General features: G+C 47.6%; 18 protein-coding genes. 11 read left to right on the top strand and 7 right to left on the bottom strand.

All coding sequences use genetic code 11. The features are described 5' to 3' along the window. Window positions 1-112 precede the first annotated feature (112 nt). Entirely contained in the window at window positions 113-2,812 is a 2,700-nt protein-coding gene (locus tag H8S65_RS11250) for a hypothetical protein (protein ID WP_186930074.1), read from the bottom strand. 166 nt (window positions 2,813-2,978) lie between these two features. After that, window positions 2,979-3,785, bottom strand: coding sequence for a DNA-binding domain-containing protein (locus H8S65_RS11245; protein WP_186930073.1), 807 nt, complete (start codon window positions 3,783-3,785; stop codon window positions 2,979-2,981). A gap of 528 nt (window positions 3,786-4,313) precedes the next feature. On the opposite strand from H8S65_RS11245, the gene H8S65_RS11240 reads away from it, so the two are divergent. Next, window positions 4,314-5,642 (top strand): MATE family efflux transporter, encoded by a 1,329-nt coding sequence (locus H8S65_RS11240; RefSeq protein WP_186930072.1) that lies wholly within the window; start codon window positions 4,314-4,316, stop codon window positions 5,640-5,642. A gap of 63 nt (window positions 5,643-5,705) precedes the next feature. Beyond that, window positions 5,706-6,983 carry an O-acetylhomoserine aminocarboxypropyltransferase/cysteine synthase family protein gene (locus H8S65_RS11235; protein ID WP_186930071.1) on the top strand — a complete coding sequence of 426 codons (1,278 nt, stop codon included), beginning with the start codon at window positions 5,706-5,708 and terminating at the stop codon, window positions 6,981-6,983. A 164-nt stretch (window positions 6,984-7,147) separates the two neighbouring features. On the opposite strand, the gene H8S65_RS11230 is transcribed toward H8S65_RS11235, so the two are convergent. The 3 genes from H8S65_RS11230 to fusA2 form a co-directional block, all read right to left on the bottom strand. After that, window positions 7,148-8,302 carry a glycosyltransferase family protein gene (locus H8S65_RS11230; RefSeq protein ID WP_186930070.1) on the bottom strand — a complete coding sequence of 385 codons (1,155 nt, stop codon included), beginning with the start codon at window positions 8,300-8,302 and terminating at the stop codon, window positions 7,148-7,150. Next, complete coding sequence (locus tag H8S65_RS11225) at window positions 8,299-9,099, bottom strand: UDP-2,3-diacylglucosamine diphosphatase (RefSeq protein WP_186930069.1); 801 nt, start codon at window positions 9,097-9,099, stop codon at window positions 8,299-8,301. Before H8S65_RS11225 ends, H8S65_RS11230 begins: the two co-directional genes overlap by 4 nt. 127 nt (window positions 9,100-9,226) lie before the next feature. Continuing rightward, window positions 9,227-11,383: an elongation factor G2 gene (fusA2, locus tag H8S65_RS11220; protein WP_186930068.1), complete on the bottom strand. Its 2,157-nt coding sequence runs from the start codon at window positions 11,381-11,383 to the stop codon at window positions 9,227-9,229. A 228-nt stretch (window positions 11,384-11,611) separates the two neighbouring features. Here fusA2 and H8S65_RS21045 point away from each other — a divergent pair, with 228 nt between their 5' ends. The 6 genes from H8S65_RS21045 to H8S65_RS11195 all read left to right on the top strand — a co-directional run bounded on the left by H8S65_RS21045 (window position 11,612) and on the right by H8S65_RS11195 (window position 16,371). After that, entirely contained in the window at window positions 11,612-11,737 is a 126-nt protein-coding gene (locus H8S65_RS21045) for a hypothetical protein (RefSeq protein ID WP_255489176.1), read from the top strand. Window positions 11,738-11,771: 34 nt separating this feature from the next. Continuing rightward, window positions 11,772-11,936 carry a hypothetical protein gene (locus tag H8S65_RS11215; protein WP_186930067.1) on the top strand — a complete coding sequence of 55 codons (165 nt, stop codon included), beginning with the start codon at window positions 11,772-11,774 and terminating at the stop codon, window positions 11,934-11,936. After that, window positions 11,936-13,063, top strand: a complete 1,128-nt coding sequence (gene hemW, locus H8S65_RS11210) for a radical SAM family heme chaperone HemW (RefSeq protein WP_186930066.1) — start codon at window positions 11,936-11,938, stop codon at window positions 13,061-13,063. Before H8S65_RS11215 ends, hemW begins: the two co-directional genes overlap by 1 nt. A gap of 173 nt (window positions 13,064-13,236) precedes the next feature. Beyond that, window positions 13,237-13,812 carry an ATPase gene (locus H8S65_RS11205; protein WP_186930065.1) on the top strand — a complete coding sequence of 192 codons (576 nt, stop codon included), beginning with the start codon at window positions 13,237-13,239 and terminating at the stop codon, window positions 13,810-13,812. Continuing rightward, a complete protein-coding gene (locus H8S65_RS11200; protein WP_005637232.1) occupies window positions 13,805-13,975 on the top strand; it encodes a DUF8506 family protein in 171 nt (56 codons plus the stop codon). The genes H8S65_RS11205 and H8S65_RS11200 overlap by 8 nt, the downstream gene beginning before the upstream one ends. Before the next feature lie 125 nt (window positions 13,976-14,100). Next, the gene (locus tag H8S65_RS11195; RefSeq protein WP_186930064.1) at window positions 14,101-16,371 is read left to right on the top strand and encodes an ATP-binding cassette domain-containing protein; all 2,271 of its coding nucleotides are present in this window, start codon (window positions 14,101-14,103) and stop codon (window positions 16,369-16,371) included. A gap of 9 nt (window positions 16,372-16,380) precedes the next feature. On the opposite strand, the gene H8S65_RS11190 is transcribed toward H8S65_RS11195, so the two are convergent. Together H8S65_RS11190 and H8S65_RS11185 are read right to left on the bottom strand one after the other, a co-directional pair. Then, on the bottom strand, window positions 16,381-16,740 hold the full coding sequence (locus H8S65_RS11190) for a hypothetical protein (protein ID WP_186930063.1): 360 nt from the start codon (window positions 16,738-16,740) through the stop codon (window positions 16,381-16,383). 466 nt (window positions 16,741-17,206) lie between these two features. Beyond that, window positions 17,207-18,343 (bottom strand): aldose epimerase family protein, encoded by a 1,137-nt coding sequence (locus H8S65_RS11185; RefSeq protein ID WP_186930062.1) that lies wholly within the window; start codon window positions 18,341-18,343, stop codon window positions 17,207-17,209. Between the two features lie 136 nt (window positions 18,344-18,479). On the opposite strand from H8S65_RS11185, the gene H8S65_RS11180 reads away from it, so the two are divergent. The 3 genes from H8S65_RS11180 (at window position 18,480) to H8S65_RS11170 (ending at window position 25,604) form a co-directional block, all read left to right on the top strand. Continuing rightward, on the top strand, window positions 18,480-19,274 hold the full coding sequence (locus H8S65_RS11180) for a thymidylate synthase (protein WP_186930061.1): 795 nt from the start codon (window positions 18,480-18,482) through the stop codon (window positions 19,272-19,274). Window positions 19,275-19,322: 48 nt separating this feature from the next. Further along, a complete protein-coding gene (locus H8S65_RS11175; RefSeq protein ID WP_186930060.1) occupies window positions 19,323-19,820 on the top strand; it encodes a dihydrofolate reductase in 498 nt (165 codons plus the stop codon). Window positions 19,821-19,916: 96 nt separating this feature from the next. Beyond that, a complete protein-coding gene (locus H8S65_RS11170) occupies window positions 19,917-25,604 on the top strand; it encodes an alpha-2-macroglobulin family protein (protein ID WP_186930059.1) in 5,688 nt (1,895 codons plus the stop codon). Window positions 25,605-25,832 lie beyond the last annotated feature (228 nt).

The following is a 25,832-nucleotide window of genomic DNA, read 5'->3' as shown; positions in this document are numbered from 1 at the left end:
AATAGCAAAGCCGGATTCCTTCGTGGGTTTTAATCCCATTCAGGAATCCGGCTTTGTTTTATGCGTCTTAATAATAATCCCTGTTCCCGCACCTGATGCGGAAACAAGACAATTACCGTATCACCACTTTATACACCTTGTCCGCCACTCGGACCATATACAACCCAGCCGGCATTCCGATCTCCGCACTTCCCGTCACCCGTTGTTGCTTCAGCAGATATCCGGTGAGAGTATAAACAGAAACCCTTTCTTCTTTCGGAGTGTATATATATAAGGTAGAACCGGCTGCTCTCACCCATATATCTCCTTCGATCTCCGCATTTGCTGTCGGGTCCTCGTTCAGGACAATACCGGTGATAGAGACGGTAATGTCTTCCTCTACGTTGCTGATGCGATAGCGACCGTTGGCATCCGCTTCAAGCGTCTCGCCACGGCTGGTCGTGACTTTCGGGACGGAAAGGTCATACCCAGCATCGAGCGTCAGAGTGAAAGTGAAGTTGTAGCCCTCTTCGACCGTGTAGTCACCGGGACGTTTACTAAGCGTCACGCCTTTCACTGAAGGTAGAGTGACGGTGTAGTAAGTGGTAACCGGCGGGACGTAAGCCCTCAACACCAGCGGGATGCTCGTCTGGTTACCAGCCACGTCGGTGACGACAGCGGTATGCGTGCCAGAGGAACCAGTACTGCTATAGGTAGTTGCGCCGGGTACAAGAGGAATAACATCTCCATCGACTTTCAATGTCTTGACACCGCTGGTTGCATCACTGAAAGTGAGAGTGTACGCCAGATTGTTGACCTGGGCGGTAAGTATCGGGGCTGTCTTGTCGAGCTTCACGTTTGCCGTCTTTCCATACACGACCTGTGTCGTCGTGCGACGCAAGTTATAGGTGAGGGTGTAGCTGCCATCGGTGTCCCAAACAAAACTTTCACCATAGGCAGGCGTAGACTTCAAGTCGGAGCTTCCGGTCAGAGCTGCTTCGAAATTATCAGCCTTAAAGGTAATCTCGCTCTTATGCCAACCGTCATTACCGTCCGGAGTCAAAGTAACATCCACCGATGCGGGATCTTGATCGATATAGGTGAAAGTAACACCCGCAAGATTCAACACTGGCGTATAGTTATTGTCATCCGAAGCAAGCGTTCCCATCTCTATTGTCCAAGTGCCGCTACCGCCATCCGTCAAAGCCAGTGCACCCGTCAACGAAGGAGTATCCCCTCCTATTGCTCCCGTATAATCGTAAAGTACCGGCTCTCCTCTATAAAGGACTTGACCGGACTTCGGAGTAACAGTCAGTCCTGCCGGGTTGATGTTGAAGGTTACCTCTACCGGATCCCCATACAATGCACCCAATTCGGACGGAGTAACTGTAACCTTCCCTGTTCCCGCATTGGTGTTGTCACTGTACGCAAAGGTATAATCCGTAATTTCCGTATACGAATTAAGAGTAATCGCCGGTTCGATCACTGAGCCGGTATAGGTCTGATCATCTATTGCCTCTACCATATTGTTCTCTAAAAGCACCAGATCTATTATCGTACCTGTCAGCTTATCTCTCTCGCTTATCGTCCCAGCAGTCCGGATCGTCCCAGCATTAGTCAATGTCCCGTCATTCTTAAGCGTACCGATATTAGTCAGGTAGACCCCCGTATTCAGCGTTAAAGTCGTTCCCGCAGGAATTGTCAGTGTCGTATCTTTACCGATCTTGAAGTTAGACGTGAGAGTCTGGTCTCCATAGACCTGTCCAGTATTACCCTCTACAATAATACCCTCCCAAGCATTTTTATTGGTTTGATCTATACTGTTTGCAAAAATAACAGGATCGCCGGTTATCGTAGCCGTTCCGTTTATGCCCTTCATACTTCCTTTCCCTGTGGCCGTCACCACTCCTCCGGTTATAGTTATCGTTGCAGTGCTGCCGCCCCTACCACCAAAGCCAATGCCGGAACCGGCTGAACTATAAAACTCACCTCCGGTAGCCACCACTTTACCTCCGGTAATGGTTATTATTCCGCCATCACCAGCGTTTCCGCCACCAATACCGGCACCCTCGCCTGAACCTTCAGCAATCACGGTCCCTCCGTTGATCGTGATCGTACCACCATAGCCTCCGTTATTAGAACCGTTACCGCCGCCACCGATACCGGCAGCTCCCCCTATATCATATCCTTTCACTTCAACGTAACCGCCGTTGATGGTTATTTCACCTGCATTTTTTGCATTTGCTCCATTGCCGACTCCGATACCAGCTCCATATCCATTAGACTGAAGCAATAAAGTCCCGCTCTCAACCGTTACTTTGCCACAGGTCTCATCCCTATCTCCACCAATACAAGCTCCACCATTACTTAGACCTTTAATATTCAATTTTCCATTTCCTTTGACCGTCAGAGTCGCACCCGGCCGGACACGCACTCCAGGAGCATCAGAAATCAGTTTATTCTCCTTGTTTCCCAACGTCAAATTCACTGTTGTACCAGCAGATAAAGAAATAGGGGATAATCTTTCTTCCTCAATCTTAATATTCACCCCTTCCAATGTGATATCAGTACCACCTGCAGGGCTACTCAGTATTTGGATCGAATCACTGGTACTGTTATCAGCATCCGTTTGAATTATGGTATAAGCACCGGTATACGGGGTTATATCAATATCGTCACCTTGTTTATACCCTTGATCGGTAATCGTAATACAGCCATCATTAATGTCAAGTTGTTTATTTGTACCTTGCGCCCCCGCGCTGGCATGAAAAAAAGCGATGGCGAAAAGAAGTGCCATTGCCTTACGGATTGTTTGGATGTTGTTTGTTTTCATTATTCTTGTATGATATAAATTTGTTTTTTAATAATAGGTATATCAATCCTTACTTGAATAGGTATACCAATGCTTAGGTGAATTGGGGTATCCATGCTTAGCTTAATAGGTATATCCATGCTTAGGCAGATGGATATACCCATTAAAAAGATACCTCTACAGGCAGTTATAATTCGCCTGGGCGTTCCTCTTCTCCCCCATTGGGAATTAGTGTACCGTCGGTGCATTTCAACTGCGTGTTGCTAAAGGCTGTGCGAGGCGATTTCAACAACTGTGTCGTGTTACCGCTTGCGCTTGCCTGCGTGATATGCACCAACTGGTACATCTCATTTATCACCAACCCTCCGGGAACCATGAACATCAGGCGTTTCGGCTCATTGTTCAGGATAACGGTAGCCTTGATGCGGGTGTTGTCCGGTTCGCCCACCTGCTGAAGGTAGATGCCGACCGAGGGGTCGTCGCCTTTGATCGGGAGGTTAACGCCTTTCACTTCGAGCACCTGTGCGGAAGTGACACTCTTGTTTACTTCGCCGTTCACGGTGTTGATGATAGTGTCCATCTGGGCGTAATGCTGGGCGGGCCCCATGTTTTCCACCATTGTCTCTTCCATCGCCTTCCTTACGTCCGGTCCTACGGACATCGAGGCGGTGACCTCGTGCTTAGGCCGCATAAAGGCTTCGTTGGCAGAGTTGAAGACGCCTTTTACGCCGAACGCGAGGCGGAAGTACTCGTAGTTGATGTTGTTGCCCATCAATCCCATTTCGATACCCTTTTCTGCAATAAGGCGGAAATTTCGGATGATTTGTTCTTTGGAGTCGGTTGTCGTCCCGTCCTGAACGACCAGTTGCCCCAACTGATCCAAATCGTAGCTCATGCCGCCGATTATACTGAGCGTATAATCGTTTTCATCGGCTGTTAGGTTGTTCGGGTTCGTGTTGCCCCGGAGTTTGCCTGGTTTGACTTTTTTTGCCATGATCCTGATGTTTGAAATTTATATTAGAAATAATTTCCTCTGATAAAATGACTAATGAAAACGTACGTTTTTTTTAGTCATTTTTCGGGAGGTTTTATAAGGTTTACACCTTTAATTGGATAATTTCATGTAAGCATTGTAAATAAATGGTTTATATCAAATATTATCTTCAATATTTTTTGATTATCATAGACAAAATCATAACTTTGCAAATGACTAAAAAAAACGTACGTTTTCATTAGTCATTTCAAAACAGCTCTACAACCCGCATCAATACAGGGTTTTACCATCTTAAAACGACTTATTTTATACCCACTTTTTGAAAAGCTAACATACTGATAATGAGCATAGCGTTTTGGCGTATTTTGGGCATTTTGCAAAAACAGGGGTAATTTTGGGGTAAATCAGGCTATTTTTTAGGAGCGACTGATGGTAAACTATTACCCCATTCGTCATAACCAGATTGAGGGGAGTATAATTATTTTTTCCATAAACAATGGTATCTTTGCAGCCAAATACGAAACGAACATGCAAGGGACAAAAAATCTGACGGAAGGGCCTATTAAAAAACAACTATTCAACCTGGCGCTTCCCATCATGGGGACCTCTTTTATTCAAATGGCCTACAGCATCACCGACATGGCTTGGGTGGGACGCTTAGGTAGCGAAGCAGTAGCCGCTATCGGGGCAGTCGGGATCCTGACCTGGATGACGACTTCGATCTCCTACCTCAATAAGGTAGGGGCGGAAGTCAGCGTGGCACAAAGTATCGGGGCACGTGAAGAAGAAGGCGCCCGCGCTTTTGCTTCCCACAACCTTACGATTGCCTTGATTATCTCGATCTGCTGGGGCCTGTTGCTGTTCGTACTGGCAAATCCTGTCATCGGTTTCTTCAAGCTCGACACGGATATTTCCGCCCATGCAGTGTCCTATCTCAGGATTGTGGCGACAGGGTTTCCGCTCATTTTCCTGTCGGCAGCCTGCACAGGAATTTATAACGCGGCAGGACTGAGCAAAATCCCGTTCTATGTCAGCGGCAGCGGATTGATTATGAATATGGTGCTCGATCCGCTATTTATATTCGGATTCGGGATGGGGACGGATGGAGCAGCCTGTGCGACCTGGCTGTCGGAGGCGACCGTGCTGGCCATTTTTATCTACTATCTGAAAAAGAGAAACCGGCTGTTCGGAGGATTTCCATTCCTCATCCGGTTGAAAAGTCGCTATAGCAAACGAATCTTCCAGTTGGGACTTCCCGTAGCGTTGCTGAACAGCTTGTTTGCCGTTATCAACCTGATGATGGCGCGCACGGCATCCACCTATGGCGGGCATATCGGGCTGATGACGATGACGGCCGGCGGACAGATCGAAGCGATCGCCTGGAACACCTCACAAGGATTCAGCACGGCTTTGAGTACGTTCGTGGCGCAGAACTATGCCGCCCGGAAAAAAGAACGTGTCTTAGGCGCTTACCACACGACACTCCGGATGACGGCTCTGTTCGGAATCTTCTGCACGCTGCTTTTCGTGTTCTTCGGCAGCGAAGTGTTCTCTCTGATCATACCCGAAAAGGCCGCTTATGAGGCAGGAGGCGTTTTCCTTCGCATCGACGGCTATTCCATGTTGTTCATGATGTTGGAAATAACGATGCAGGGATTGTTCTACGGAACAGGCCGTACGATTCCGCCAGCCATCATCAGTATCACGTTCAACAGCCTGCGCATTCCGATGGCGATCGGGCTGACAGCCCTGGGACTGGGTGTGGCGGGTGTCTGGTGGGCAATCAGCATCTCCAGCATGCTGAAAGGAGTCGTCGCATTCGTCTGGTTCCGTATTTTACAGAAGAAGATATTGTGATACAAACAAACTATTCCTTATTTTTGCCGGATAATAACAAATACATAGTAAAACATTATCATAATGAACAATTCATTAAAGCCGGAAACCCTCTGCGTGCAGGGAGGCTGGCAACCGAAAAAGGGAGAACCGCGCGTCCTGCCCATCTATCAGAGTACGACATTCAAGTATGACACCAGCGAACAGATGGCCAAACTCTTCGACCTCGAAGAAAGCGGATATTTCTACACCCGCCTGCAAAACCCGACAAACGATGCTGTCGCAGCCAAGATCGCCGCTCTGGAAGGGGGCGTAGGCGCGATGCTGACGGCTTCCGGACAGGCAGCCAACTTCTATGCCCTGTTCAACATTTGCGAGGCAGGCGACCACTTGGTTTGCTCTTCCACGATCTATGGCGGGACGTTCAACCTCTTCGGCGTGACGGCCAAAAAATTAGGTATCGAGGTGACATTCGTCGACCCGGATGCTGCGGAAGAAGAAATCTCGGCCGCTTTCCGTCCAAACACAAAAGCATTGTTCGGCGAAACCTTGTCTAATCCGGGCATGAGCGTGCTGGACATCGAGAAGTTTGCCCGTATCGCCCACAGCCACGGTGTTCCTTTGATCGTCGACAATACATTCGCGACGCCGATCAACTGCCGCCCGTTCGAATGGGGAGCCGATATCGTGACGCATTCTACAACCAAATATATGGACGGCCATGCGACAAGCGTAGGCGGTGCTGTCGTGGACAGCGGCAATTTCGACTGGGATGCGCATGCCGACAAATTCCCCGGCCTGACCACTCCGGACGAATCCTATCATGGCCTGACCTATACAAAGGCTTTCGGCAAGATGGCCTACATGACAAAGGCTACGGCACAGTTGATGCGTGACCTGGGTTCTATCCAGGCTCCGATGAATGCCTTCCTGTTGAACTTAGGATTGGAAACATTACATCTGCGTATGCCGCAACATTGCAAGAACGCCCAGCAGGTTGCCGAATGGCTCGAAGCAAACGAGCAGGTTGCCTGGGTGAACTTCCCCGGATTAAAGAGCAATAAGTATTACGAACTGGCACAAAAATACATGCCGAACGGGACTTGTGGCGTAATCGCCTTCGGTCTGAAAGGCTCCCGTGAAGATGCGACCCGCTTTATGGATAACCTGAAAATGATCTGCATCGTAACCCACGTAGCCGACGCCCGTACCTGCGTCCTCCACCCCGCCAGCCATACGCACCGCCAGTTGACGGACGAACAGCTGATCGAAGCCGGAGTCGCTCCCGACCTGATCCGCCTGTCTGTCGGCATCGAAAATGCAGGCGATATTATTGCGGATATCGAGCAGGCTTTGAAATAAACAATCCATTTACGGTTCAAATTTGTCGATACTACAATAGATTTTAGAAAACGACTATCATACCATGCAGGTATGATAGTCGTTTTCGCAATCAATAACTTGTTTGCAGAATAATAGGACAATTGTAAGAAGGTTTGAAACAGCCGAATGGAGATTTACAATCGTCAAATCGATAACGATTTTCCTAACCGGCATATCCATCGGGTTGATAAGCGATGCCACAAGGAAGAATAGGTTTCCTCCATCAATAAGTCCGGGCGGAACTCACGCAGGATCAACCAATCCGCCTGCTTCACCCAATGAGAAAAAGCAAGATCCGGCTGATGTGTTTGCGACAGTTGCAACAAAGCATTCAGATCGAACAGATCCGCAATAACGCCTGCCCCGGCATGAACGGCGTCGAATGCATTGCAGGCTTGTTCGATATGAGTCGGAACCATCAGGACAGGTTTACCCAGGTACATGGCCTCGCAGACAGACTCGAAGCCCGCAGTCGTGGCATAGGCTTTCGCTCCTGCCATATAACGGACAAACAGCGTGTCATTTAATTGATGGAAAGAAAGTCTGGAATCCACTTTTACTTCGGGGAGCGCCTCTTTTTTATCCCAAAAGATATGCAGCTCGATACTTGGATGCGCCTTGTGCCAGGAGCGTATCTCTTCGCTGAATCCACTATTCAACAAATAGCCATGCAGGTAATCCCCTTTTGTCGGTGTCATTTCTAAAACTTCCTTACGCAAAAGAGGAGGAACCACCACGATTCCGCCAGCCGGAACCTCCCGCATCTTACGGAAAGACAACGCCAACTTCTTAGCGGCCCCGATAGCCGTAATACGGGTAAAGAACTTCAGGAAAGCAAGCGACAGACGGTTCTCTTTCGGAAAAACAAAATCCGGATGCAGGAATAAATACTGGTGCGCAATGCAAACCATGACAGCTTTTGGCCGGCAGAACAGATAAGTCAGCCCGGTCAAAAGCTCATAAAAGTTTACGACTACATCTGCCCCCGTCTCTTTTATCATCCGGTTGATATACCGGATACTGGACATATATTTGTGCAACCGGAAAACATTATAGGCTACGCTTTTAGCCAGATTGACCCGTTTATTCTTGGCGGAAGGCAGGAAGTTAGGACTTTCAAACGGATAAACAGGCACTTCGATCTTCTCGCTAAAGAAATCGGGAAGGCGGCGGGCAGGGCTTTTGCCAACCAGGACACCGACTATATCATGCCCTTCGTCCGTCAGTTTCTGACGGAGAGAAAGCGCCTGTGTCAGATGACCTCGGCCTTCACCTTGTATGATAAACAGTATTTTCATATCACTTCGGCATAGTGTAAGACGGAAAGTTGCATTTCTTCCGCTGCATACTCCTCCCTATTATAAGAAACAATATTCCACTCTCCTTGTTCATTTTCGACAAGTGCTGTAAGGCTTTCCACCCAGTCGCCGGAATTCAGATAATGGATATTCCCGTACCGGACATTAGCAGCCTGATGAATATGCCCGCAAATAATACCGTCCAGTTTCTTTACTTCCGCCAGTTTGACCAGCTCTTTTTCAAAATCCGAGATGTAGGAAACAGCGCTCTTCACTTTATGCTTGACATGCTGGGAAAGGGAGAAATAAGGCTTTCCGTTTTTTTCCCTCCGCTGGTTGTATATCCGGTTCAGCCACAACAGGAACGTATAGCCGATATCTCCCAACATCGCCAGCCACCGCATATTCGTCGTAACCGTATCGAATATGTCGCCATGTGTAACCAGATACCGCTTCCCGTGCGTATTCAAAATATAATCTTTCACGATAGATAAGTTGGAGAAAGAAAACGGAACGAGGTTATCCAGGAAGTCATCATGATTGCCACGGACATAGATAATCTCCGTCCCCTGTCTCTCCATCATCTTCATCAGGACCTTGAAGAAGTCGGTCTGCTGTTGCTTCCAGCGGCGACCGGACTTCTGAAGTTGCCATCCATCGATGATATCGCCGTTCAGTATCAGGCGGTCGCAGTTAACATGTTTCAGGAAATTCGTCACTTCCTCGGTCCGGGAATGTTCGGAACCCAGGTGAATGTCCGACAGGACAATGGTTGGATAGTACTTTCTTAGTTTCATGTTGTTTCTATTAACACGATACAAAAAAACGCACTTCATATTACGCCGTTGCAACAGCCGTATGAAAAAATAATGAAGGCCACTCCTTCACAGGGGCAGCCTTCATCCAATTTATAGAAAATCCAAATCAATCTTCTGCCTGAGTTGCCTCGTAAGCTTTCAACAGCTTATCCTGGACATCCGACGGAACCAGTTCGTAGCTGGAGAACTTCATCGTAAATGAAGCACGTCCACCGGTGATGGAACTCAAAGATGTCGAGTACGAAGACATCTCTTTCAAAGGTACTTTAGCCAACAGCTTTTCGTACCCTTTTTCACTATTCATACCCATAATGATGGCACGACGTCCCTGCAGGTCACTCATCACGTCGCCCAGATAATCAGCCGGAACCGATACTTCCACATCATAAACAGGTTCCAGGATCTTAGGACCGGCTTCTTTAAAGGCGGTACTGAAAGCATTACGGCCTGCCAGCATGAAAGAAATTTCATTGCTGTCCACCGGGTGCATCTTTCCGTCATAGACGATGATACGCACGTCACGGGCATACGAACCTGTCAACGGCCCTTGCTCCATACGAGCCATAATACCTTTCAGGATAGCCGGAAGGAAACGGGCATCGATGGCTCCACCAACGATACTGTTAATAAATACCAGCTTTCCACCCCAGTCCAAATCTATAGTCTGCGTATCACGTACGCTGATTTTATATTCTTGTCCGCCAAAACGATATGTATCCGGAGCCGGCATACCTTCGTAATACGGTTCGACGATCAGATGAACTTCACCGAACTGGCCTGCGCCACCCGACTGTTTCTTATGGCGGTAGTCCGCACGGGAAGCTTTCGTGATGGTTTCACGATACGGGATCTTCGGTTCGTAGAATTCGATCGGCAATTTGTCATTGTTCTCGATTCTCCATTTCAATGTACGAAGATGGAATTCTCCCTGGCCGGAAACGATTGTCTGTTTCAATTCCTTGGACTGTTCGATCATCCACGTCGGGTCTTCTTCGCGCATACGCATCAAGATTTCCATCATCTTTTCGGCGTCTGCTTCATTAACCGGTTTCACGGCACGGCGATACTTCGGGTCCGGATATTTGATAAAGTCGAAACGATAATCGCATCCCTTACCATTCAAAGTATTACCACGACGAACATCTTTCAGTTTAACGGTAGCGCCGATATCCCCGGCAACCATTTCGGTCACGGCATTACGGGTTTGTCCGGCAACAGAGAACAACTGTGCGATACGCTCCTTCGAACCGCGATCGGCATTCAGCAAATCGTCACCTTCTTTTACTTTACCTGATATCACTTTAAAATAAGAAACCTGACCGATATGCGGTTCTACAGTCGTCTTAAAGAAGAACAGGCTGGTCGGTCCGTTCGAATCGGGAGTCACTTCCACACCTTCGGTAGTAACCGGGCGCGGCATCTTGTCCGTACAAGGAACGACATTACCCAAGAATTCGAGCGTACGGCGGACGCACATGTCACGACCGGCGCATACACAGAATACCGGGAACATACCGCGGATAACCAGACCGGCACGGATACCGGCACGCATATCATCTTCACTCAATGTGCCTTCTTCAAAGAATTTTTCCATCAGCATATCGTCGTTTTCGGCGGCAGCCTCGACCAATGCTTTGTGGAGTTCCATTGCTTTATCCATTTCTTCTGCGGGGATTTCCAGTACATCGGGAACTCCGCCTTCAGGCTTCCAACGATACATTTTCATCTTCAGCACGTCGACAACGGCATTGAAGGATGCACCTGTAGAAACAGGATACTGGATGGGTACAACCTTGCTTCCCCACTGGTCGCGGAGCTGGGAGATCGTTCCATCATAATCAGCCTTATCGTTATCCAGTTGGTTCACGACAAAGATAACCGGCTTATGGAATTGTTCTGTATACCGGAACTGGTTGATTGTGCCGACTTCTACGCCATACTGCGCATTCAGTACCATCAGTGCCGTGTCTGTCACATTCAGAGCGGAAACTGCACCGCCGATAAAATCGTCCGAACCCGGACAATCAATGAAATTCAACTTTCTGTCTTGCCATTCTACACTGAAAACGGTCGAGAATACCGAGTAACCATACTCCTTCTCAACCGGGAAATAATCGCTCACAGTGTTTCCGGATTCCACACTTCCGCGACGTTTTATAACTCCACCCTCGTAAAGCATAGCTTCAGCGAGAGTGGTTTTCCCAGAGCCCGAACTTCCCAAGATAGAGATGTTCTTAATTTCATTTGTTTGGTATACTTTCATGATATCAAGGTATTAATTTGTGTTTAACAATAAAGATTGCCCCGCAAACCCTTTATTCACGGGACCGCAAATTAGAGATTGTAAAGGAGAAAAACAATTTAAAGCTCGGTGTTTGAGAACTATGTTGTTTAACATTCCAGTATCTAAAAACACAATATCAGGACTTTAGTATTGGTTATCACCCAGAATATCCTTATATTTGTAGTCCACATTAAATAGAATGCAACTATGACAACTATGGAATTAAAAGCACGAAAGATGGATCTGATGGAGCTTCTTCTGCAATTAGATGGCCAAAAACTGGCTCAAGTAGAGAGGGACAAAAAAAGCGATCCAGATAGTACAGTCTATTAATCAACATGTATCTTTACTCAAACAATTCCCATTAATGGGAACAATAGAAGAATGTACGACAGCACGGGAAGTTCCATATCGTTATTTAGTAGAAAAACACTGCAAAATATATTATACGGTAGAAGCAGACTTCATCTATATAGCACTAATATGGGATACCCGGCAAGATCCTAAAAAACTTTTTCAATATTTAGAATAATGGCAGGCTTATACATCCACATTCCCTTTTGCGCCAAACGGTGTCTGTATTGCGACTTCTTTTCCAATACGGAGATGAAGTTCAAGGAGCCGTATATCAATGCGATTATCCGGGAAATGGAATTGCGACAGGAATATATAGGAAAGGAGCCGGTCGAAACGATCTACTTCGGAGGTGGCACACCTTCACAATTACAAGCCGGGGACTTCGAACGGATATTCGAGGCGGCAAACCGTTTATTCGACACAAGCAACTGCAAGGAGATCACTCTCGAAGCCAATCCGGATGATATGACACCGGAATATATCACCTCCCTCCGTTCGCTGCCATTCAACCGCGTCAGCATGGGAGTTCAGAGTTTTAAGGAAAAAGACCTCCGCTTCCTGAACCGCCGCCATAACCGCGAGCAGGCATTTCGTGCTGTCGCCCTATGCAAAGAGAACGGCATACGAAATATCAGTATCGACCTGATATACGGACTGCCCGGACAAACACTGGCTGAATGGGAAACGAACCTGAATGAAGCCATCGGATTGGATATTCCCCATATCTCTGCCTACCATTTAATATATGAAGAAGGTACTGCCTTATATAAATTAATGGAAACCGGAAAAGTCACTCCTGCAGAAGAAGAGTTGAGCGTCACCCTTTTCTCTACATTAATATATAAGCTAACCGAAGCCGGATATCTCCACTACGAGATTTCCAATTTCGCCCGCCCCGGCCACCTGTCCCAACATAACAGTTCTTACTGGACCGGCAAAAAATATCTGGGCATCGGACCTTCCGCCCATTCCTACAACGGAGAGAGCCGGCAATGGAACATCTCTTCCCTTCCCCGCTACTTACAAGGGATCAAGACAGGCATTCCCGATATAGAAATAGAAAAATTGGATATCAATACGAAATACAACGACTTTATTATCACCGGACTACGCACAATGTGGGGAATCCGGACGACTGACATCCGGGAGCGTTTCGGAGAAGAAAAACAAGCCTATCTCGAACAGCAAGCAGCTACCTATTTGCGTCAAGGATTGCTGATTCACGAAAACGACACCTTGACACTCTCGAAAGAAGGCATTTTCATTTCCGACGGCATAATGAGCGACCTTTTATGGGTATAAAGGTATGTTGCAAGCGTTTGACAAAGCCATTAAATTACACCAAACCGCCTGTTTTTACAACGAACCGAGGGGTTATCCGTACATTTTCTGCACATTTTTACTATTTTTGAGAATAAAATTAACCAACATATAAAACTATTATCTATATTTGTCCCATCAAAAGACAGTAAGTAGTGCCATATCTATACATAATATCGGGATGCAACGGGGCAGGAAAGACGACAGCTTCCTTTACAATTCTCCCAGAGATGTTGAAGTGTAAAGAGTTTGTTAATTCCGACGAGATTGCCAAGGGGCTTTCCCCTTTTAATTCTGATAGTATCGCGGTAGCCGTTGAAGCCAGTCGTATTATGTATAAACGCATTAAAGAACTGATCGCCGCGGGCGAAACGTTTGCGATGGAAACTACGCTTGCCACCCGTTCAGGCGCAAACCTGATCCGGGAAGCACAAAGGGAAGGGTATTATGTGACATTGCTATATTTCTGGTTAAACACACCGGACTTAGCAGTGGAGCGAGTTAAAATGAGAGTGGCCGCCGGAGGGCATAACATTCCGGAGAGTACTATCCGCCGTCGTTACGAGGCAGGTATTCATAATCTCTTTGAACTATATATCCCCATTTGTGACTATTGGATGATTGCAGACAACTCTATGTCGCCGATGGAAGTAATCGCCAAAGGTTTCAGGAGTGATAAAAAAGAGATATATAATTCGGATATTTATACAAAACTTGAGCATCATGAGTGAACAAGAAGTTAGAGAATTTGAAGAGAATATAGTTAAAGGAGCCAATATCGCTTTCCAACGATTAGTAAACCAGAAAAAGAAAGAAGACGGTGAACTGGTCTTCTCGCGCAACGGATACATCTTCCGTGTAAAAGCTGCTGATTTGGAAAAAGGGATGTTTTAACTATTATATTGGATATACAAAAAAGGCTGATGAATCAAATTCACCAGCCCTTTTTGTATCCGGATGTTTCCTCTTCCAAATTATATGATTACTTTTGAATCCGCCCAAAAGGAAGAATTAGAAATATGGAAAATATCAAAGTAACAGGTGCTTACGAGAATAACCTCAAACATATCTCATTAGAAATTCCAAAGAAACAGATCACTATTTTCACCGGAGTTTCCGGTTCCGGCAAATCATCCTTAGTGTTGGACACCATTGCTGCCAGCTCCCGGCGGGAACTGAACGAGACTTTCCCCAGTTTCGTCCAGCAATATCTGCCGAAGTACGGACGCCCGCATGTGGACAGGATCGAGCATCTCCCCGTTGCCATCGTGATAGACCAAAAGAAGCCGGCCCCTAACGCCCGCTCTACCGTGGGAACTTACACGGACATCTATTCCCTGCTCCGGCTGTTATTTTCACGTGTCGGAAAGCCCTTTGTCGGCTATTCCGACACATTCTCTTTCAATCATCCGCAAGGGAGATGTCCTCGCTGCGACGGATTGGGAGAAGTGCGCGAATTGGATGTACACAAATTAGTCGACTTCAACAAGTCGCTAAACGATGAAGATACGATCCATTACGTCGCTTTCCACCGTGGCGGATGGCGATGGATCCGGTATGCTTGCAGCGGTCTGTTCGATCTGGACAAAAAGATCAAGGACTATACGCCTGAAGAATTGGAACTATTTCTCTATTCCCCCCAGATCCGGCTCAAGAACCCGCCGGCCGACTGGCCCCGGACCGCCAAGTATGAAGGATTGGTAACCCGTATGTACCGCAGCATCATCAACTCGGAAGAAGGCAAGCTGCATCAGAAATTGCTGGAACCGATGGTAACGATGGGCGTATGTCCGGATTGCGGAGGCTCACGCCTGAACCGAACCGTCCTTTCCTGCCGGATCGGAGGGAAAAACATTGCCGAAGTCACCCGCCTCGCCATTCCCGATATCCTCGACTGGCTATGGAAAATTGACGATCCTTTGGCTAACGACCTGAAGCAGGCCATCGGAAGCCGGCTGTCCGCCCTCGAAGAGATCGGACTGGGCTACCTGACACTCGACCGCAACATGGGAACGCTTTCCGGAGGCGAAGCGCAACGTTGCAAAATTGCCAAATATATAAATTCCGCCCTATCCGACATGTTGTATGTGCTTGACGAACCCAGTGTAGGACTGCACAGCCACGACATCCGCCTGCTCAAAGCCTCCGTACGGAAGTTGCGCGACCACGGCAACACGGTTCTTTTAGTAGAGCATCACAAGGAAATGATTCAGATCGCAGACCATATCGTCGATATGGGTCCCGGTTCCGGCATGGACGGCGGCAACATCCTATATGAAGGCAGCTATGAGGGCTTATTGGAAAGCGGCACGCAAACCGGATCGATGATCGCAGAGAAATCTCCTCTGAAAACAGACGTCCGTACTCCATCCGGCTGGTTTATGCTCGAACATGCGGGAGAACATAACCTAAAGGATCTGACAGTCAGCTTTCCGCTCGGCCTGTTTACGGTGATCGCGGGAGTTGCCGGTTCGGGAAAAAGCTCCTTGATGGAATGCTTCCGTCAAGCCTGTGAAGAAGACGTGATTTATATCAGCCAAAAAAATATTGGTATAAGCCTGCGTTCTACTCCCGCTACCTATATCGGAGTAGCGGATGACATACGCAAACTCTTTGCCCGGAATAGCAAAGCCGGATTGAGCATGTTCACCTTTAACGGAAAAGGCGGCTGCCCGGTATGCGGTGGAAAAGGCGTTATCGTGTCGGACATGGCTTTTATGGATTCGATCGAAACCGTCTGTGAAGCCTGTGGCGGATTACGCTATTCACAAGAAGCATTGCAATATACCGTCGACGGGCTGAATATCGCAGAAGTGATGGACTTGACCGTGCGAAAGGCTTCTCTCCGTTTTGCCGGGACAGAGATCGAAAAGAAATTGTTACCCCTGATGAGAGTAGGATTAGGCTACCTGCATCTCAACCAGGCACTTTCCACTCTTTCCGGCGGCGAACTGCAACGGGTCAAACTGGCCTCCTATCTCGATAACAAAGGAAAAATCTTCATCTTGGACGAACCGACCGACGGGCTTCACGTCAAAGACATACATCAAATCATCCAGCTCTTCGATTCGATGGTGGACTTGGGCAATTCGGTCTTTTTGATAGAACACAACCTGGATGTCCTGAAAGCAGCCGATTATGTGATCGAATTAGGTTCCGGCGGAGGCCAAATGGGTGGCGAATTGCTTTATTCCGGAACTCCGAAAGAAATGCTCTTCTGCAAGCAATCTGTCACAGCCGAATATTTAAAGAAAGAATTGACTGCGGGCAGCATTGCAAATAACAGATGAAGACCCGGTTCATTCCGTCCGGCTGATCGTCAATATCTCGGAAAACGAGATCGGCCATTCGATTGCATTCATCAATGTTTCGAATGCAATCCTTAAATTAAGAGAAACAGGCGTGTGCCCGGAATAAAGATCACATACGGTCAAAGCCAGCAACATCTTTTTGTTATAATGCATCCCCTTCAAAGTAACCAGACTTGACAATACCGAAACGGAACGCGCCCGTTCAAAGTCAGAATCGGTAATATCCGTTTTATCTCTCAACGATTGATAATGGCGGCAACTCTTTATATCGGCACTTGTGCCCATAGCTTCCACAATATCCAATAATACGCAACAGATTGCAATTTTCTCCGATTCTCCTGAGTTCATACTCAAATTATGCTGCCGCCCTGCTCCCCGATGTTTGGCATCTATATAATTAAAAAGCGTGGGAACTGTTAATTTATTATTTGAAACTGAGGTATCGCCAAACACCCATCGGACAAATAATAAACAACAGCCCACGCTCTATTCTATATACACGGGTATATATAACAAGCGTGAGCGTCCAGTTGTCTATTATCTTCGTCCGACTTGAAAGTTGGCGATTTTCAGTTCCAAAGATAATATCTTAAACGCTTAACGTTATCCATCAATAAAACTACCGAAAAGTCAAAGCCTCGACAGTCTTATGTCAATTGCAAAGATAAATAAAAACGGCAAACTATATTGTTTACAAAGAAACATTAACAGATACAAATCAAAGATTTTTGGCAACAAAAAGGGCGACCTTTTACAGCCGCCCCTTTCTAATCATTCCGATTACCAGAAAGTTTCCCAAAAAATATAATGTCTTTTATTTTTCAACCGTAAATTTATAAATACATTCGCTGAAATATTTCTCACCCGGACGCAGCACTACGCTCGGAAAACTCGGCTGGTTAGGAGTATCAGGATAATGCTGTGTTTCCAGACACAAAGCGCCGCGATGCGGATAGATCACACCTAATTTACCCTTATCGCCATCCTTCGTCATTGCATTTCCGGCATAGAACTGGATACCCGGCTCATTCGTATAAACTTCAAGCCCGATACCGCTTTTTGCAGAAACAGCTTTTGCAGCTAAGACATTGATGTCGCAATTATTATTCAACACCCAGTTATGATCGTAGCCTTTACCTCTTACCAACTGATCGAACGGATCATCGATATGTGCGCCAACAGCAACAGCCGTGCGCAAATCCATCGGAGTTCCTTCTACCGGATCAAGCGTACCGGTCGGGATCAATGTTTCATCAACCGGAACATAGGTATCTGCAGCAATCATAATCGAATGATCCAGTATCTGAGACCCCGGAACACCGGAAAGGTTGAAATAGCTATGGTTCGTCAGGTTCACGACAGTCGGTTTGTCTGTTGTAGCCTCGTATTTGATATCGACGGCATTGTCGTTCGTCAATGTATATGTAACTTTCAGGTTCAGATTTCCGGGGAAACCGGCTTCACCGTCTTTGGATAGATAGGTCAGCTCCACGCTCTGGTCATTTACCTGCTTGGCATCCCAAACAACCGTATGGTAACCATCCGGACCACCATGCAGGCAGTGTCCGTTGTTATTCTGCGGAAGCTGGTATTCAACACCGTCCAACGAGAACTTACCATTTGCGATACGGTTTCCGTAACGGCCGATCAACCCGCCATAGTTATTGTTTGGATTGTCCACATACTGTTGGATATTATCGTATCCCAGGACGACATCCGTCATTTTGCCATCCTTGTCAGGAACCATAACCGACACCAAGCGTCCGCCCCAGTTGGTGACACAGGCTTCCGCACCATTCTGGTTCTTCAACACATATAATGCAGTCGGCTTTCCTTGCACCTCTGATACGAAATTAGATTTCATCAGTCCAGAAAGAGTGGCTTCCTCTTTTTTCTCAGTACATGACAACAAAACACACATTGCCATGACAGCCATACATAGTCTCTTCATTTTCGATACTAATAAATTAAATGTTGTTAGATAGGCAACAAATATACGCTATTATTGTCAAAAACAAACGATGCTGTAGGATAATGTTGTTTAATACAAATCACTTTTGTACATTTGTATGCATTAATAGTGAAAAATGAAACAGTATTTAGAATTACTCGATCGTGTCCTCCGTGAAGGAGTTAAGAAAGAAGATCGGACAGGAACCGGTACATACAGCGTATTCGGACATCAGATGCGCTTCAATCTTGAAGATGGTTTTCCTCTGCTCACAACAAAGAAACTGCATTTGAAATCCATTATATATGAACTGCTTTGGTTTCTTCAAGGCGATACAAATGCAAAATACCTGCAGGAACATGGAGTGAGAATCTGGAACGAATGGGCCGACCCGGACGGGAATTTAGGACATATCTACGGTTTTCAATGGCGTTCATGGCCGGATTATAAAGGCGGAAGTATCGATCAGATCAGTGAAGCGGTAGAGACAATCAAGCACAATCCGGATTCACGCCGTATCATCGTCAGTTCCTGGAATGTGGGAGACCTGGACAATATGAATCTGCCTCCCTGCCACGCTTTCTTTCAGTTTTATGTGGCAAACGGCCGCCTGAGCCTGCAAATGTACCAGCGCAGTGCCGATATTTTCTTAGGCGTACCTTTTAACATTGCCTCGTACGCCCTGTTATTGCAGATGATGGCACAGGTAACCGGACTGAAAGCCGGAGATTTTGTCCACACGCTTGGTGACGCACATATATATACGAACCACCTTGAACAAGTGAAGTTGCAATTGACACGTGATCCGCGCCCACTTCCCCGGATGGAGATCAACCCGGATGTGAAAGACATATTCGGGTTCCAGTACGAGGATTTCAACCTGACGGGATACGACCCTCACCCTCACATCAAGGGTGAAGTTGCCGTATAAAGAATATAAAGATTAAAAACAGCAAGTTCTATTAAATTCGATAAGTTTATGAGTACTATTTCAATTGTAGCAGCGATTTCCGACAACAATGCGATCGGGAAGAATCTGGGTCTGCTCTGGCACATGCCGGCAGATATGAAGCGTTTTAAAGACCTGACAACAGGTCACGCCGTAATAATGGGACGTAAAACTTTCGAGTCTTTACCAAAAGGCGGATTGCCCAACCGTAAAAATGTCGTGCTGACCACCATGCCGGAGGCAGGCTTCATCAACTGCTTTGCCTGCGAATCCATGCATGACGCGCTGGACATCTGCGAAAAAGAAAAAGACATCTTCATCATCGGAGGTTCTTTGGTTTACAGACAAGGATTAGGGATTGCCGACAAAATGTATCTGACCCGCATTCACGGAGAGTTCCCGGATGCAGACGCATTTTTCCCCGTTGTCAACTGGGATCTGTGGGAAGAGGTGGAACGTCAGGAATTTCCTGCCGACGAGAAGAATCCGTACCCCTACACATTCCTGACTTACGTTCGTAAAAAATAAAATTACTCCTAATTAACGGTAATTTTACAACTTTTTGCTCTTTCTTTGTATCTATACTTGAAAGGATGTTTGTTTAACAAGTAAATCCATATAGATATGAAGATAAGAGCAATTATTGTTTTAGCCCTGATCGCATGCGGAATAGCATCTACAATATTCTACGTGAAAGCAAACCGGGCTTCAACCAGCGAAAAGGCTATCCTAGAAGCCATCCAGACGAAAAATACTCCGGCACTGATCCAGTCGCTTATTACCCGGATGAAAAATCAACTGGAAAAGGACACCGACACATTCCCGGAACTGATCAAAGAGGTGGAAACCTATGCCGGTACGTGTCCCGACTCCGCATCCGTTGCCGTACTCCACTCCATGATTGCGGAGATGTATAATAGCTATTATATGCAAAACCGCTGGAACATCAACCAACGGACCCAGTTAGCAGGCTATGTTCCCGATGATATCCGGGAATGGACCTCCAACCTTTTTAAAGAAAAGATCAAACAGGAACTGACCTTATCCCTCCGACCGGCTCCACTGCTGCAGCAGACACCGGTCAGCCAGTATAATCTGATCCTGAAGAAAGGGAAAGACTCTCCCGAACTTCGCCCTACCTTGTATGATTTCCTGGCTTTCCGGGCAATCGAGATACAGCCGTCGGTAAAATGGTATGAAGATTTGATCGCTTTCCGCCGTACGCAACCTGAGAAGAAAGCCTTATTGCTGGACGAACTGGACTACTGGCAATACAAATACGACAACCAGTCTGTAAGCACAACCGGCTATAGCGATACGCTGGACAGTCTATATAAGGTGTACGAAAAAGAACCCTTTGCCGCCGAAATACGGATTGCCAGTATGAATCTTCTCCAACGGGAACGTTACCAGGGAAACAAGGCCCACCAGGATTCCATCCAGGCACTCATATATAATCTTTGCAAAGAAAGCATCTCGCAATATCCTCAATACAGCCGCATAAACATTTTCAAGAACCAACTGAACCAAATGGAAACGCCTGTCTTGAATATCCAGACAGACAATAATGTTTATCCGGGCAAGGCCCTCACGTTGCAGATCAAGTACGTCAATACGCCTCAGCTGATCGTACGCATCTACAAAAGCCTCCGTCAACCGGAAGATGCCTGGCGCAATCTGTATAAGAACAGCAAAAGCATGCGGGGGGAACTGGTAAAAGAGGTCACATTCAAGATGAACCTCGCCAACTCCTACACCGAAGCCGATTCTACCCTGACCATCCCGATGGATAAGTTAGGATTGTACGAATATGTGATTACGGTTCCCGGCAAACAGTTGACCGTCTCCAACCGTTTCAGCGTCAGCCGCCTGGCGGCCCTTACCCGTAGTCAGACAAACAATTCGGAAGTACTTGTCACCGACCTGGAAAGCGGTAAACCGATCGAAGGGGCGACCGTCATCTATTACAAAACCAATATGATGAACGGGACCCTTCAACGACAGGGAGAAGTGAAAACAGACCGGTTAGGCATCGCCGTCCTTCCCGCCCGAAAGAAGATCGAACAAATACGCCCGGTGTTCCGTGAAGACACCTCCTCCATTATCACGAATGTATATCCATACGGTTCTTTCCCCTCCGGGCAGGAGAATGATAGGGTCGATCTGTCGCTATTCACCGACCGGGGAATCTACCGGCCTGGACAAAACGTATTCTTTAAAGGTATCGCTTATGTAAAAGATACGGACAATCCGCATGTCGTAGCCGGACGTACCTATACCGTTACCTTGCGGGATGCCAACTATAAAGAAGTGGCCAGCAAAGAATTCAAGACCGACCGGTTCGGTTCCTTCAACGGGGAATTCACCATCCCGGTACAGACCTTGAGCGGGAACTTCACGCTTGTTTCAGAAAGGACCCGTACAAACATCCGGGTAGAAGAATACAAACGCCCGACTTTCAAAGTCAGCTTCCTGCCAATCAAGGAAGAAGTGTCTTTCGGCAACCCGGTAAAGATAACAGGTGAAGCACAGACCTTCTCCGGTATAGACCTCCAGACCGGAGAGGTAAGCTGGACGATCACCCGCCGCCCGTTCTGGGCACGTTTTTATATGCCGAACCCGTTCGATTTTACATACAAGCAGGTTGCGAATGGAACGGCAAAGGTTGACGGCAAAGGCAATTTCACGATATCTTTCGTACCCGAACGACCCGAAACGGAAGATGTGCGCGCGGCTTACCAGAGCTACGAAGTTACGGCAACCCTGACCGACAGCAAGGGAGAAACGCAAGAAGCAAGCTATACTTTCTCCGTTGGCGATACAGGCATCCTGCTGGATATCCGAATGCCCGGACCGGAAATGGAGAACGATTCCGCCAAAGCTGTGATAACGGCTTATACGGTGAACAGTCAGAAAGCATCTGTGGAAGGAAGTTACACGATTTACTCCCTGTCGGACGAAAAGCCGGAAAAAGAGTTGTTCAGTGCAGACCGCTATAAAATCAATAAGCTGATGGCTGTAGGAACCTTCATTACAGGAGACGAAATATCGCCGACCGTATTCCGCGAACTTCCTGCCGGACGCTATCGCCTGGAAGTAAAATCGACCGACTCCAACGGGAAAGAAGTTTCCGCCAATCAAGACTTCATCCTATACAGCCGCCAGGACAAACGGCCACCCGTATTTATGCATACCTGGCTGATTAATGAGCACACGACCTGTGTACCGGGAGAAGAGGCTGCGTTTATATTCGGAACCTCCGACAAAGATACGCATATACTATATGAAATTTATACAGCTGCCAACAAATGCACGGAGCGTAAACAGATCCGGTTGAGCGATGAAAACCGGACATTCCGCATTCCGTTCAAGGAAACGGACGGGGAAGGTTTCACCGTGTCTTTCACGTTTGTCAAAGACGGCAAAGCGTATGTGACGCAAGTCCCGGTCTACCGCCGCCAGCCGGACCGAAGATTGACGATCCAAGCTGAGACATTCCGCGATCATTTATTGCCGGGAAGCAAGGAAAACTGGAAATTCCGTATTACAGATGCAGATTCCTCGACTGTCTCCGCAGAGGTTTTGGCGAGCATGTACGATGCTTCATTGGATAAGCTGTTGCCTTTCAAGTGGTCGTTTTCTCCTAAAAGAGATATTTACCTACATGCACCGCGCTTCTCGGAAGGAACCGCATTCACGAACAGCAGCCGGTACGAGTCAGGAGAAAGGAAAGGCTTGACCGTCCCGCAGTACCAATACGACCGCCTCGACTGGCAAGACGTATTGTCGTTGGGATACCGCTACGGACGCAGCAACCAGGTCTATGCAACCGGAGCCGTCATGAAATCGGCGGCAGCTCCGGCGGTAGCCGAATCGCTTAGTATCACCGATGACAGTGCACCGCTGGAAGAATCTGCCATACGGACGGAACAAGGCGTTGCTGTCATTACCGCAGAAGAAGAGGTAGAAGGCTCACCTCTATTCTGCAGAGCATTACAGGAACCGGTCGAACTTCGTGAAAACTTCGCCGAAACCGCTTTCTTCTATCCGGCATTAGTTACCGACGAAGCAGGCGATTTAGCGTTCAGCTTCACAATGCCCGAAAGCAACACGACCTGGAAACTGCAACTGTTAGCACAAACAGAAGACCTGAAATATGGCTATCTGTCCCGCGAAATCATCACCAATAAGCCGCTGATGGTAACTCCCAACCTGCCGCGTTTCCTGCGCCAAGGCGACGAAGTGACCCTCACGGCACAGGTCAGCAACCAGTCCTCCGCCACAATTGACGGACGTGCCAGCCTGGAACTGTTCGATCCGGACAACGACCAGCCTGTAATCTGCCTGACCAAATCGCAGAAGCCTTTCACCTTAGGGGCAGACAGTACCACGACAGTCAGTTGGTCATTCAAGGTTCCGTCCTCTACGGCCGGCGTTATCGGTTGCCGCATCATGGCCGATTCCAATAAAGGGAGCGACGGCGAGCAACACCTGATCCCGGTTCTTTCGAACGAGATATTGGTAACGGAAAGCACCCCGTTCTACCTGTTCGACAAGAGCGAAGAAGTGATCCGGTTGAAAAACGGCAAAGGAGTCAAACCGTTCCGCACGACACTGGAACTGACCGCCAACCCCATTTGGTACGCCGTACAGGCATTGCCGACACTCACCCAGCCGGAAAACGACAACATCATTTCCTGGTTTGCCTCTTATTACAGCAACACGCTGGCAAGCTACATCGCCACCGCCCACCCGCGCATCCGGCAGGTTATCAGCCAATGGAAAGCACAGGGCGGAAACGCTTCTACGCTCTATTCCAACTTAGAAAAGAACGCAGAGCTGAAAAACATCCTTCTACAGGAAACACCCTGGGTATTGGAGGCCGACAACGAGACGGAACAAAAACAACGCCTGTCTCTCCTGTTCGATATGAACCGGGCAGCCGGACAGCGGGAGATCGCCCTCCGCCACCTTCTCGACCTGCAAAGGCCTGACGGAGGCTGGGGCTGGTTCAAAGGCATGTATCCGAGCCAGGAGATCACACTTTATATATTGAAGGGAATGAGCCAACTGACAGAATTGAATGCGGTCGAATACAACCAGCAGGAAAAAGAGATGCAGATGAAAGCGCTCAAATTCGTAGACAAACAAATCCAATCCGATTACGAAGCGCTTCAAAAGATCAAGAACTGGCAGAAAAACGAAATTTCTCCATTAGAAATCGAATATCTGTTTGTCCGCAGCAACTACCGCGACATTCCGGAGCCCAGTTCGGCCCGTGAGGCGATCCGCTACTATACGGACCTGGCGGAAAAGCAGTGGAGCAAACAGTCCATCTACGGGAAAGGCGAAATAGCATGGCTCATGTGGCGAAACGGGAAGAAAGAGGTTGCCGGAAAGATTATCGCCTGGCTGCGCAAAACAGCTTCGACCTCTCCGGACAAAGGCATGTATTGGGCTAACAACCGGAGAGGGGCAAATACCTTTGCATCCCCGATCGACACCCATTGCCTGCTGATGGCTTTCTTCAATGAAGTTTCGCCCGACAAACAGGAAACGGACCGTATGAAACAATGGTTGCTCAGCCAGAAGCAGACACAGAACTGGGAATCCGTACCGGCAACGGTCAACGCTATTTATGCTTTGCTCCTGACAGGCAGCGACTGGTTGGACACAAACAACACTTGCACCGCCCGATGGGGCAAGCAAACCTATAGCACGACAAATGGCGAATTGGCCACCGGCTACCTGAAAGTAACGGTTCCGGATGAAAAAACAACCGCATCCGAAGGTAACTCCATCTCCATCCGGAAGGAAGGCTCGGCGCCTGCATGGGGAGCTGTCTACGAACAATATTTCCAGAACATCAACGACGTGAAAAAACAGAAAGGCGTCCTGAACGTAGAAAAGCAGCTATTCGTAGAAACGAATAACGGGACTGAACAGCAACTTCGTCCGGTCACCCCGGATGAGCCGCTCCGTGTCGGCGACAAAGTGGTCGTCCGTCTCGTGGTCCGTACCGATCGCGAAATGGATTATGTCTTCCTGAAAGACCTCCGTGCCGGATGTTTTGAACCGGCGAACCAACTTTCCGGTTCTATCTACAGGGACGGAGTCTGGTATTACCAGTCACCGACAGATGTTTCGGAGAATTTCTTCTTCGACCGCCTGCCCCAGGGGACTTTTGTACTGGAATATGCCGTATACGTGTCACGCACCGGTGAATATGCAGGAGGAATCAGTACGATCCAATGCCTGTACGCACCCGAATTCGTCTCGCATACGGAAGGGAACATTGTCAAGGTAGATTAAAACTCGTTTTTGTCATTTCGATAGCCCAAAAGAGGTTATTGCATCCAGAAAGAAACGTTAAAAAATATTACCCCTGCTACTAAATCGTTTTACATGCACTACTAATCCCATTTTCATGGGATGGTAGTGACATTTTGATAATTGTCAGTTTTTGGCGCACTCTCTGTATTATAAGAATTTTTTAATTCCTAATTGTCTATTTATAATTATCTTTGCATTCTAAACAAT

This window comes from Parabacteroides hominis (assembly GCF_014287585.1).
GTDB classification, from domain to species: domain Bacteria; phylum Bacteroidota; class Bacteroidia; order Bacteroidales; family Tannerellaceae; genus Parabacteroides; species Parabacteroides hominis.
Note: the sequence above shows the minus strand (reverse complement) of the source record. Positions and strands in the feature narration are given on the sequence as shown.